This is a genomic window from Pseudomonas gozinkensis, assembly GCF_014863585.1.
GTDB classification, from domain to species: Bacteria; Pseudomonadota; Gammaproteobacteria; order Pseudomonadales; family Pseudomonadaceae; genus Aquipseudomonas; species Aquipseudomonas gozinkensis.
Genome location: NZ_CP062253.1, coordinates 674,777 through 685,810 on the forward strand (window position 1 = coordinate 674,777; position 11,034 = coordinate 685,810).

At 60.0% G+C, this 11,034-nt stretch carries 11 protein-coding genes; 6 read left to right on the plus strand and 5 right to left on the minus strand.

Annotation, left to right across the window (positions count from 1 at the left end):
- Positions 1-35 precede the first annotated feature (35 nt).
- Positions 36-215 carry a hypothetical protein gene (locus IHQ43_RS02880; RefSeq protein ID WP_007950694.1) on the minus strand — a complete coding sequence of 60 codons (180 nt, stop codon included), beginning with the start codon at positions 213-215 and terminating at the stop codon, positions 36-38.
- Between the two features lie 68 nt (positions 216-283).
- Positions 284-871, minus strand: a complete 588-nt coding sequence (locus tag IHQ43_RS02885; RefSeq protein ID WP_192563304.1) for an LOG family protein — start codon at positions 869-871, stop codon at positions 284-286.
- Between the two features lie 341 nt (positions 872-1,212).
- Here IHQ43_RS02885 and azu point away from each other — a divergent pair, with 341 nt between their 5' ends.
- A complete protein-coding gene (gene azu, locus IHQ43_RS02890; protein WP_007950684.1) occupies positions 1,213-1,659 on the plus strand; it encodes an azurin in 447 nt (148 codons plus the stop codon).
- Between the two features lie 183 nt (positions 1,660-1,842).
- On the plus strand, positions 1,843-2,136 hold the full coding sequence (locus IHQ43_RS02895) for a hypothetical protein (RefSeq protein ID WP_192563305.1): 294 nt from the start codon (positions 1,843-1,845) through the stop codon (positions 2,134-2,136).
- 93 nt (positions 2,137-2,229) lie between these two features.
- Here IHQ43_RS02895 and nadE read toward each other — a convergent pair whose 3' ends face one another.
- The 3 genes from nadE to IHQ43_RS02910 all read right to left on the minus strand — a co-directional run bounded on the left by nadE (position 2,230) and on the right by IHQ43_RS02910 (position 5,298).
- A complete protein-coding gene (nadE, locus tag IHQ43_RS02900; RefSeq protein ID WP_192563306.1) occupies positions 2,230-3,057 on the minus strand; it encodes an ammonia-dependent NAD(+) synthetase in 828 nt (275 codons plus the stop codon).
- A 4-nt stretch (positions 3,058-3,061) separates the two neighbouring features.
- Positions 3,062-4,285 (minus strand): nicotinate phosphoribosyltransferase, encoded by a 1,224-nt coding sequence (pncB, locus tag IHQ43_RS02905; RefSeq protein ID WP_085685119.1) that lies wholly within the window; start codon positions 4,283-4,285, stop codon positions 3,062-3,064.
- Positions 4,286-4,392: 107 nt separating this feature from the next.
- The gene (locus tag IHQ43_RS02910; protein WP_007950669.1) at positions 4,393-5,298 is read right to left on the minus strand and encodes a LysR family transcriptional regulator; all 906 of its coding nucleotides are present in this window, start codon (positions 5,296-5,298) and stop codon (positions 4,393-4,395) included.
- 161 nt (positions 5,299-5,459) lie between these two features.
- Between IHQ43_RS02910 and amaB the strand changes: the two genes are divergently transcribed.
- The 4 genes from amaB to IHQ43_RS02930 all read left to right on the plus strand — a co-directional run bounded on the left by amaB (position 5,460) and on the right by IHQ43_RS02930 (position 11,034).
- On the plus strand, positions 5,460-6,950 hold the full coding sequence (gene amaB, locus IHQ43_RS02915; protein ID WP_192563307.1) for an L-piperidine-6-carboxylate dehydrogenase: 1,491 nt from the start codon (positions 5,460-5,462) through the stop codon (positions 6,948-6,950).
- 158 nt (positions 6,951-7,108) lie between these two features.
- A complete protein-coding gene (gene amaA, locus IHQ43_RS02920) occupies positions 7,109-8,392 on the plus strand; it encodes an L-pipecolate oxidase (RefSeq protein ID WP_192563308.1) in 1,284 nt (427 codons plus the stop codon).
- 364 nt (positions 8,393-8,756) lie between these two features.
- Positions 8,757-9,890 carry an ABC transporter substrate-binding protein gene (locus IHQ43_RS02925; protein WP_192563309.1) on the plus strand — a complete coding sequence of 378 codons (1,134 nt, stop codon included), beginning with the start codon at positions 8,757-8,759 and terminating at the stop codon, positions 9,888-9,890.
- 229 nt (positions 9,891-10,119) lie between these two features.
- On the plus strand, positions 10,120-11,034 hold the full coding sequence (locus tag IHQ43_RS02930; RefSeq protein WP_007950661.1) for an ABC transporter permease subunit: 915 nt from the start codon (positions 10,120-10,122) through the stop codon (positions 11,032-11,034).

Sequence of the window (11,034 nt, forward strand, 5' to 3'; positions counted from 1 at the left end):
CACAGGGATTGTGTTCAGTGGTCTTGCGGTGTTGCTCAGGCGTCGGGCGCCTGGTCTTTCGGTGCCTCAACATCATCATCGGTCGCCACTTCACCGTCAGGGTTCAGTGCCGCTTCTTCAGCCATCTGTTTCTTGCGCTGAAGCTTTTCCTCTTTCTTCTGTTCCTTGGCCAGGTCACGTTGACGTTTGGCGAAGGAGTAATTGGGTTTGGCCATGGGCGATCCTCTGGGGTCGAAGGTGAGGTTGAGCGGCGCGTATTCTGCCCTGTATCGGTGCCCGGCGGTTAACCGGGTTTCTGGTCGACCCATTTTGGGGTGACGGTGGGCTTCCAGTTGTCGAGGGCTTCGAGCAGCGTTTGCGGCGATTCACTCACTTGCAGCATGTCACGGTGCGGCGCACGAACGAAGCCTTCGCCGACGATGTGATCGAGAAATGCAGTGAGTTTGCTGTAGAAACCGTTCACTTCCAGCAGGCCCAGTGGCTTGCCGTGGTAGCCGAGCTGGCCCCAGGTCCAGACTTCGAACAGCTCTTCCAGAGTGCCGAGGCCACCGGGCAAGGCGATGAACGCATCGCTGAGTTCAGCCATCCGCGCCTTGCGGGCGTGCATGCCGTCGACCACTTCCAGGCGGGTCAGGCTCTTGTGACCGATTTCCTTGTCCATCAGGCTCTGCGGGATGATGCCGATCACTTCGCCACCGGCCGCCAGCGCGGCGTCAGCGACAATCCCCATCAGGCCGACAGCGCCACCGCCGTAGACCAGCGTCAGCTTACGCTCGGCGAGAGCTGTGCCGAGGGCGATCGCGGCTTCGGTGTACGCCGGGGTGGTGCCGGCGTTGGCACCGCAAAATACACAAACGGATGTGAGAGACATGCCTTCCTCCTGGGTCAATCGGTCACAGGGTAATGGCTGGCACGCCTTGATCCAAGGGCTAGACTTCGCGTTTCGGGGTTTCATAAGTGCCGCTGGCACCACAGGCGTAGGCGGCGAGCAGACTGCACAACAGGCTGTTGAAGGACATGACGGATGCTCCAGATGAGTATTGAGCCCTGAAGATACGGCCCGGCCAAACGTCTGGCTGTTAGATTGTTTCGATGAGTGTCATAGCCTGAAAGTTGTATACAATTTTTGACTCAAGTCATAGGAACTTGCGAAGATTTCAGGCAGTCTTCCAACCATTCGTGTTTTTGTTAACCCTGCCTTGGAGATTCACCATGTTTTCCAAAGTTGTTGCGGTATCCCTGCTGGCCCTGGCCAGCAGCCAATTGATGGCTGCCGAGTGCAAAACCACCGTTGATTCCACCGACCAGATGTCCTTCAACACCAAGGCCATCGAAATCGACAAGAGCTGCAAGACCTTCACCGTCGAGCTGACCCACTCCGGCAGCCTGCCGAAGAACGTCATGGGCCATAACCTGGTGATCAGCAAAGAAGCCGACATGCAGCCGATCGCCACCGACGGCCTGGCCGCCGGCATCGACAAGAACTACCTGAAGGACGGTGACGAGCGCGTCATCGCTCACACCAAGATCATCGGCGCCAAGGAAACCGACTCGCTGACCATCGACGTGTCCAAGCTCAAGGCTGACGAGAAGTACGGCTTCTTCTGCTCGTTCCCGGGCCACATCTCGATGATGAAAGGCACTGTGACCCTGAAGTAAATTTCAGCGACACCAGTCAGCAAAAAGCCGCTGTAGTTCGCTACAGCGGCTTTTTTATGTCTTGACCGTTTGTCGGATTTCGCTCTGAACCTGTTATTTCTGACAGTAGACGCAGACTTTCTTCGAGGCTCAAATCGCCAGACATCGCGCGTGTCGTGCGACATGAGAAAGAAGGGAATGGTCATGAACAAAAAAGTTGAAGTCGATGAGTGCGAAATTACCGAGGTCACGAATTTGAAGGGCAAACTGATCGAGCGGGGCGGGGAAACCTCCGATCGGACACTGATTATCCGCGGGAAAGCCTATCGTGATGCGAAAGTAACCATTGAGGATGATTTTCTCACACGTGCGGAAGTGCGCTCAGATCCAACCGGGAATTGGAACGTAACGTTGGAAAACCTGCCTGAGGGCGAGCGTTATTTTGAAGCGGTAGTTGACGGTAAGCGTTCAAAGAGCTGGATTGTTTTTATCGTGTGACAGCGTTCAGTGATGGCTCTAGTCATCAAAGCAAGTGACTGCCCTGCGCTAAGTGAGGCGCTCTGAACAAGCGCCTCACTTAGAGACATAACATCAAGGCGCAAACGGCATCACGCGTTTGTGATGAGTCTTTTTGTAGGTGTTGACGATGATGTCGAACGCTTCCTGACGCACGGGCTCTCCGTGCAGGAACGCGTCGATCTCGGCGTAGGTCACGCCGTGGGACGCCTCGTCCGGCTTGCCCGGCGACAGGTCTTCCAGATCCGCCGTCGGCACTTTTTCCACCAGCGATTCCGGTGCGCCAAAGCTGCGGGCGATGGCCCGGACCTGGTTTTTCACCAGACCGCTGAGCGGGGCCAGGTCGCAGGCGCCGTCACCGAACTTGGTGAAGAAACCCATCACTGCTTCCGCCGCGTGGTCGGTGCCGATCACCAGGCCGTGAGCCGCGCCGGCGATGGTGTACTGGGCGACCATGCGCATCCGGGCCTTGGTGTTGCCGAGCACGAAATCCACCGACACCGCATGCTTGCCTTCGAAGGCTGCGACTTCGCTGGCCAGGGATTTGACCGCCGGGCCGATGTTGACGGTGTGGCGCTCGTCCGGGGCGATGAAGTCCACCGAAGCCTGGGCGTCGTGTTCATCGAACTGCACGTCGTACGGCAGGCGCACGGCGATGAACTTGTAGGCCTCGTCACCGGTGCGCTCGCGCAGCTCACGCATGGCGCGCTGGGCCAAAAGGCCTGCGGTCAGCGAATCGACACCGCCGCTGATGCCCAGCACCAGGGTCTTGAGTCCGGAACTGGTCAGGCAATTCTGGATGAAGGTGATGCGTCGGGCGACTTCCGCTTCGAGGGCCTGGTAATCGGCGAACGGCGGCTGAACGTTGAGTTGTTCAGCAATCTCACGCTGTACGGCTTGCATGAATTCACTCCTTGCTGGAAAGGCTGGAAACGGCAGGAACCTGGAAAACGTGTCGCAAATAGGCGACGAAATTCGGGTCTTTGCAGTGGGTCTTGCCCGGCTCGTCGGAGATCTTCGCCACCGGTTGGCCGTTGCAGGCGGTCATTTTAAGCACGATGCTCATCGGTTCGACACCCGGAATATCGCAGGTCAGGTTGGTGCCGATGCCGAAGCTGACATTGATCCGGCCGCGCAGCGCCCGGAAGATCTCCAGCGACTTGGGCAGCGTCAGGCTGTCGGAGAACACCAGGGTCTTGCTCATCGGGTCGATGCCGAGCTTGTGATAGTGGGCGATGCATTTTTCGCCCCACTGCACCGGATCCCCGGAGTCATGCCGCAAACCGTCGAACAGCTTGGCGAAGAACAGATCGAAATCGCCGAGGAACGCGTCGGTGGTGATGCAGTCGGTCAGGGCGATACCCAGCAGGCCGCGATACTCGCGGACCCAGCAATCGAGGGCGGCGATCTGGCTGTCTATCAGCCGTGGGCCGAGTTGCTGGTGGGCCATGATCCATTCGTGGGCCATGGTGCCCAGCGGTTTCATGTCCAGTTCGCGGGACAGGTGCACGTTGCTGGTGCCGACGAAACGCCCGGGGAAGTCGTGCTTGAGCACGTTCACCACTTCTTCCTGCACGCGGTAGGAAAACCGGCGACGGGTGCCGAAATCGGCGACCTGCAACTGCGACAACTCTTCGGCCGAGGCATTGGCGGTCAGCCAGTCGAACTTGCGGTACAGCTGCTCGCGCGCCTGTTCCAGCACCGTTTCACGGTAGCGATAACGGTTGCGCACTTCGCTGACTATCGCCAGCAGCGGCACTTCAAACAGAATCACATGCAGCCACGGCCCGCGCAGGCGGATGAACAGCTCGCCGTTCTCGATGCCGGTGTGCAGATAGCGCAGGTTGAAACGGAACAGACCGAGGAAGCGCAGGAAATCCGGCTTGAGGAACGAGATGCGCTCGAGAAAACTCAACTGATCGGCGCTCAGGCTCAACTCGGCCAGACGCTCGACCTGAAAGCGGATCTCCGCCAGGTAAGGGCGCAGATCTTCACTGTTACGGCAACGAAACTCCCATTCGACTTCGACGTTGGGGTAGTTGTGCAGCACCGCCTGCATCATCGTCAGTTTGTAGAAGTCGGTGTCGAGCAGGTTCTGCACGATGCGATCGGCAAACACACTCTCGCTCATAACGGGGTCTCCAGACGGGCCGCGCGTTGGCGCGGTATCAATCAATGGCGCTAGTGGCGCATATCCGGGGTGGGGATTGCCAGTGATTTTTATCCCGGCACCGGCTCTCAGACCGCATCAGGACTGTCGATCTGCTCCAGCATCCACTTCACGAAATCCCGCACCTTGGGCACTTCTGCCGCGTGTTCCGGGTAGGCCAGGTAATAGGCGTCGGTGCTGGGCATTGCATGCTGCCAGGGAATGACCAGTTTGCCGTCGGCCAATTCCTCTTCCACCAGAAACCTTGGTAATAGCGCGACGCCGCAGCCGACCTGCGCGGCGCGGATGCACATATAAAAGGTTTCGAAACGCGGGCCGTGGTAGCTGTGTTCGGTCTGATAACCCTGACTGTCGAACCAGTCGTGCCACGCTTGCGGGCGCGAAGCATTCTGCAGCAGGACCAGATCGGTGAGTTGCGTTGGATCAGTCAACGGCGTGTCCGGCAGGCTGCTCGGCGCGCAGACCGGCACCAGTTCTTCGCCGAACAGCTTCAGGCATTCGGTGCCGGGGCGTGAACCCTGGCCGAAATAGAACGCCAGGTCGCTGCGCCCTTGCAGCAGGTCATCGGCCTCCTGCTCGTTGCACAGGTCCAGATGAATCGACGGATGGCGCAGGCGCCAGCCCTTGAGGCGCGGCACCAGCCAGCGGGCGCCGAAGGTCGAGGGTGTGGAGACGCGCAGGACTTCGGTCTCGCCGCCGTAGGAACGCAGGTAATGGGTCGACATCTCGACCTGGGTCAGGATTTTTCTGACTTCCACCAGGTACAGATCGCCGGCCGGGGTCATCTGCAAACGGCGGCGTACCCGGCGGAACAACAAGTGCTGTAACAATTCTTCGAGCTGCGCCACCTGCTTGCTGACGGCGCTCTGGGTCAGGTTCAGTTCCTCGGCGGCCCGGGTGAAACTCAGGTGCCGGGTCACGGCCTCGAAGCACTGCAGCGCGGTGATCGACGGCAAGTGGCGTTTGTTCAGCATGGGCGATCCTTTTCTTGTCTTTCTGCGCAGCATGAATAAACGGAATGATATCTCGCGTAAAGGTCGTTTGTTGCACAGCCTTCCTGACGCTACAACTAAAGGTCTGCCCGGTCGTGAAATCGCGCCCGCACACATTCAGTTTTTTGCTTGAGGAGTGACCCATGGTTGCCGCATTGCTTGATCGTCTAGGTGTGAACCCGGCCCTGTACCAGAACGGCAAAGTGCCGGTGCATTCGCCCATCGACGGCAGCCGCATCGGCGCCGTGAACTGGGAAGGCCCGGCCGAAGTCGAGCAGCACATCAGTCGCGCAGATCATGCGTTCGAACAGTGGCGCAAGGTGCCGGCCCCGCGTCGCGGCGAGCTGGTGCGTCAGTTCGGCGAAGTGCTGCGTGAATACAAGGCCGACCTCGGCGAGCTGGTGTCCTGGGAAGCGGGCAAGATCACCCAGGAAGGCCTTGGTGAAGTGCAGGAGATGATCGACATCTGCGATTTCGCCGTCGGTCTGTCCCGTCAGTTGTACGGTTTGACCATCGCTTCCGAGCGCCCGGGCCACCACATGCGTGAAACCTGGCATCCGCTGGGCGTGGTCGGCGTGATCAGTGCGTTCAACTTCCCGGTCGCGGTGTGGGCGTGGAACACCACGCTGGCGCTGGTCTGCGGTAACCCGGTGGTGTGGAAGCCGTCGGAGAAAACCCCGCTGACCGCACTGGCCTGTCAGGCGCTGTTCGAGCGCGTACTGAAGAATTTCAGCGATGCCCCGGCGCACCTGAGCCAGGTGATCATCGGCGGCCGCGATGCCGGCGAAGCGCTGGTCGATGACCCGCGTGTCGCACTGATCAGCGCCACCGGCAGCACCCGCATGGGCCGCGAAGTGGCGCCGAAAGTCGCCGCACGCTTCGCTCGCAGCATTCTCGAACTGGGCGGCAACAACGCGATGATCCTCGGCCCGAGCGCCGATCTGGACATGGCCGTGCGCGCCATTCTGTTCAGCGCAGTAGGCACTGCCGGCCAGCGTTGCACCACGTTGCGTCGCCTGATCGCACACGAATCGGTGAAAGAAGAAATCGTCACCCGCCTCAAAGCTGCGTACGCCAAGGTTCGTATCGGTCACCCGCTGGAAGGCAACCTGATCGGCCCGCTGATCGACAAGCACAGCTTCGAAAACATGCAGGACGCGCTGGAGCAGGCGCTGAGCGAGGGCGGCCGGGTGTTCGGCGGCAAGCGCCAACTGGAAGATCAATTCCCGAATGCCTACTACGTGGCGCCGGCCATCGTTGAAATGCCGGAGCAGAGCGACGTGGTGTGCAGCGAGACCTTCGCACCGATCCTCTACGTGGTCGGTTACAGCGATTTCGAAGAGGCACTGCGCCTGAACAACGCCGTGCCGCAAGGTCTGTCGTCGTGCATCTTCACCACCGATGTGCGCGAGGCCGAGAAATTCATGTCGGCAGTCGGCAGTGACTGCGGCATCGCCAACGTCAACATCGGCCCGAGCGGCGCGGAAATCGGCGGCGCGTTTGGCGGTGAAAAAGAAACCGGTGGTGGTCGTGAGTCCGGTTCGGATGCGTGGCGCGCGTACATGCGCCGCCAGACCAACACTGTGAACTACTCGCTGGAGTTGCCGCTGGCTCAGGGCATTACTTTCGATTGACAGAATAATCGATGCGACGAAGAAACCTGTGGGAGCGGGCTTGCCCGCGATGGCAGTCTGTCAGCCAACTAATCTCTGACTGGACTGACGCAATCGCGGGCAAGCCCGCTCCCACAGGATCAGCAATGTGTTTGGCAGGTTTCTGTTGGAGTCTGGCAATGCCGTTACGCGAAGAATGTCTGTGGGAAAAACTCACGCCGCAACGACCGGATAACACCGCGCTCAGGGGCGAGGTCAAAGTCGATGTCTGCGTGATCGGCGCCGGGTTTACCGGGTTGTCGGCGGCGCTGCATCTGTTGGAAAAGGGCAAAAGCGTCTGCGTGCTCGAAGCCCATCGCGCCGGGCATGGCGGGTCCGGACGCAACGTCGGGCTGGTCAACGCCGGGATGTGGATTGCGCCGGACGAGATCGAGGCCGGTTTCGGCGAGGCGGTCGGCAGTCAGCTCAACCGCATGCTCGGTGCGGCGCCGGCGCTGGTGTTCAGCCTTGTGGATAAATACAACATCGATTGCCAGTTGCGCCGCGAAGGCACCCTGCACATGGCGCACAACGCCAAGGGCGAGGCGGATCTGCGCAGTCGTGAAGAACAGTGGAAACGCCGGGGTGCGCCGGTCGAACTGCTGACCGGCAAGGCCTGTGAACAGGCGACCGGTACACAGAAGATTGCCGCCGCGCTGCTTGACCGGCGTGCCGGAACGCTCAATCCGATGGCTTATGTCACCGGGCTGGCCAACGCTGTCATTAAGCTTGGCGGAAAGATGTTCGATCATTCCCCGGTCGCGCGTCTTGAGCGTCAGGGCCAGCAATGGTCGGTGCAGACCGTGCAGGGTTCGGTGCTCGCCGAACAAGTGGTGATCGCCTCCAACGCCTACACCGAAGGCGACTGGACCGAACTCAAGCGCAATTTCTTCCCCGGTTATTACTATCAGGTCGCTTCGGTGCCGCTCACCGAAGACGCTGCCCATGAAATCCTCCCGGGCGGGCAGGGCTCGTGGGATACCCGTCAGGTGCTGAGCAGCATTCGCCGCGACAAGGACGGTCGTCTGTTGCTGGGCAGCCTCGGCAACGGCAATCAGAAACCGACCTGGTTCCTCAAGGCCTGGGCCGACCGGGTGCAGCAGCATTACTTCCCCAACCTCAAACCCGTGGAGTGGGAATGCACCTGGACCGGGCGCATTGCTTTCACTCCCGATCATCTGATGCGCCTGTTCGAACCAGCGCCGGGACTGGTGGCCGTCACCGGTTACAACGGTCGTGGCGTGACCACCGGCACCGTGGTCGGCAAGGCCTTCGCCGATTACCTGTGTAACGGAAATCCTCAGGCGTTGCCGATTCCCTTTGCACCGATGCAGCCTCTGGCGGGTGTGGGTTTGCGCAGTTGTCTATACGAGGCCGGGTTCTCGCTGTATCACGCGGGCCAGTGCCTGCGCATTGTCATTTGAGTGTTGAAATATGTTGCGTGAAGCGGCGCTTTTCGGCGTAGCGACTAGCCTGTAATGGTGCGGGTTGTAGCAGTCCCGCACCAGCAGTGTGCAGTTCGGTGACGCGGGCTGTTACAGGCTGGTTGCACGTCGTTTGGTGCCGCGGTTGCAATGATGGCGCGTGCGGGTTGCGCCTGAAAAAATAACTGGTTTCACCTTCCGCGGTTTAGACGGTTGCACGCCCAATGAAAATGGGAACGAAACAGTCGAAATAACAAGAAAGCAGCGACTTTTTGAAGAATAAAAAACCGATGGCACGGCCCTTGCTCTGAGCATTCAAGTGAAGTCGCAGTGCCAACTAAAAAAAACCTTGGAGCACCACCTCATGTCCCAGACGTTTTACAAGAAAGGCTTTCTGGCCCTCGCAGTGGCTACTGCGCTGGGTGTTTCTGCGTTTGCACAAGCTGATGTGAAAATCGGTGTGGCGGGTCCGATGACGGGCGCCAACGCGGCATTTGGCGAACAGTACATGAAAGGGGCACAAGCGGCGGCCGACGCGGTCAACGCGGCGGGCGGCGTCAACGGGGAGAAGATCGTCCTGGTCAAGGGCGATGACGCCTGCGAGCCGAAACAGGCGGTGACGGTCGCCAAGGACCTCACCAACCAGAAAGTCGCCGGTGTGGTCGGCCACTTCTGCTCGTCCTCCACCATTCCTGCGTCCGAGATCTACGACGAAGCCGGCATCATCGCGATCACCCCGGGTTCCACCAACCCGCAAGTGACCGAGCGCGGCCTGAGCGCCATGTTCCGTATGTGCGGCCGTGACGACCAGCAAGGCATCGTGGCCGGCGACTACATCGTCGACGTGCTAAAGGGCAAGAAAGTGGCCGTGCTGCACGACAAGGACACCTACGGTCAGGGCCTGGCCGATGCGACCAAGGCTCAACTGGAAAAACGCGGCGTGAAGCCGGTGCTGTACGAAGGCCTGACCCGTGGCGAGAAAGACTTCAGCGCCGTGGTCACCAAGATCCGTGCGGCCGGTGCCGACGTGGTCTACTTCGGCGGCCTGCACCCGGAAGCCGGTCCACTGGTCAAACAACTGCGTACCGAAGGCCTGAAAGACGTGAAGTTCATGTCTGACGACGGCATCGTGACCGACGAACTGGTGACCACCGCCGGCGGCCCGCAATACGTCGACGGCGTGCTGATGACCTTCGGCGCCGACCCGCGCCTGCTGCCGGAAAGCAAGACGGTTGTGGATGCCTTCCGCAAGGCCGGCACCGAGCCTGAAGGCTACACCCTGTACGCCTACGCTTCGGTTCAGGCACTGGCCGCCGGCTTCAATGGCGCCAAGTCCAACAAGGGCGAAGACGCTGCCAAATGGCTGAAAGCCAACCCTGTGAAAACCGTGATGGGCGAGAAGACCTGGGACGCCAAGGGCGACCTGAAAGTCTCCGACTACGTGGTTTACCAGTGGGACAAGGACGGCAAATATCACCAGCTGGAAAAACAGAAATAACGGCACCTGATCAACCGGACGCCACATTCCCTGTGGGAGCGGGCTTGCCCGCGATGACGGCCTGACAGTCGACAACTTTGTTGAATGTTCTACCGCTATCGCTGGCAAGCCAGCTCCCACAAGGGGGCTGCGGTTTCCTGTCTGACATTGCTCCGACGTAAATCTGTATTTTTCCTAGAAGAACCGCGCGCCCCAGGGTGTGCAGGTTCTCACTGCGTGAGATTGCGTTATGGATGGTATTTTCCTGCAGCAACTGGTCAACGGCCTGACCCTCGGGTCGGTCTATGGCCTGATCGCCATCGGCTACACAATGGTCTACGGCATCATCGGCATGATCAACTTCGCCCACGGCGAGGTTTACATGATTTCCGCTTACCTCGCGGCAATCAGTCTGGCTCTGCTGGCTTACTTCGGTATCGAATCCTTCCCGCTGCTGATGCTCGGCACACTGGTCTTCACCATCGTCGTCACGGGGGTGTATGGCTGGGTCATCGAACGCATCGCCTACAAACCACTGCGCAACTCCACCCGACTGGCACCGCTGATCAGCGCCATCGGTATCTCCCTGATCCTGCAAAACTATGCCCAGATCAGCCAGGGCGCCCGTCAACAGGGTGTTCCGACGCTGCTCACCGGTGCCTGGCGCATCGACGTCGGCTCGGGCTTCGTCCAGCTGACCTACACCAAGATCTTCATCCTCGTCGCGGCGTTCGTCGGGATGGGCCTGCTGACCTACGTGATCAAGTACACCAAGCTCGGCCGCATGTGCCGCGCGACCCAGCAAGACCGCAAGATGGCTTCGATTCTGGGGATCAACACCGACCGGGTGATTTCCTATGTGTTCATCATCGGTGCAGCAATGGCGGCCCTGGCCGGCGTGCTGATCACCATGAACTACGGCACGTTCGACTTCTACGCGGGCTTCGTCATCGGCATCAAGGCGTTCACTGCTGCGGTGCTCGGCGGGATCGGTTCGCTGCCTGGCGCCATGCTCGGCGGGATCATCCTCGGGATCTCCGAGTCGCTGTTCTCGGGCCTGGTCAACTCCGACTACAAAGACGTGTTCAGCTTCTCGCTGCTCGTACTTGTTCTGGTCTTCCGGCCTCAGGGCCTGCTGGGCCGTCCTCTTGTGTCGAAGGTGTAA

Coding starts and splice junctions, on each gene's coding strand:
- amaB (WP_192563307.1), top strand. CDS start 5,460: ATGGTTGCCGCATTGCTTGATCGTCTAGGTGTGAACCCGGCCCTGTAC.
- amaA (WP_192563308.1), top strand. CDS start 7,109: ATGCCGTTACGCGAAGAATGTCTGTGGGAAAAACTCACGCCGCAACGA.
- pncB (WP_085685119.1), bottom strand. CDS start 4,285: ATGAGCGAGAGTGTGTTTGCCGATCGCATCGTGCAGAACCTGCTCGAC.
- IHQ43_RS02910 (WP_007950669.1), bottom strand. CDS start 5,298: ATGCTGAACAAACGCCACTTGCCGTCGATCACCGCGCTGCAGTGCTTC.
- IHQ43_RS02930 (WP_007950661.1), top strand. CDS start 10,120: ATGGATGGTATTTTCCTGCAGCAACTGGTCAACGGCCTGACCCTCGGG.
- nadE (WP_192563306.1), bottom strand. CDS start 3,057: ATGCAAGCCGTACAGCGTGAGATTGCTGAACAACTCAACGTTCAGCCG.
- IHQ43_RS02885 (WP_192563304.1), bottom strand. CDS start 871: ATGTCTCTCACATCCGTTTGTGTATTTTGCGGTGCCAACGCCGGCACC.
- IHQ43_RS02880 (WP_007950694.1), bottom strand. CDS start 215: ATGGCCAAACCCAATTACTCCTTCGCCAAACGTCAACGTGACCTGGCC.
- IHQ43_RS02895 (WP_192563305.1), top strand. CDS start 1,843: ATGAACAAAAAAGTTGAAGTCGATGAGTGCGAAATTACCGAGGTCACG.
- azu (WP_007950684.1), top strand. CDS start 1,213: ATGTTTTCCAAAGTTGTTGCGGTATCCCTGCTGGCCCTGGCCAGCAGC.
- IHQ43_RS02925 (WP_192563309.1), top strand. CDS start 8,757: ATGTCCCAGACGTTTTACAAGAAAGGCTTTCTGGCCCTCGCAGTGGCT.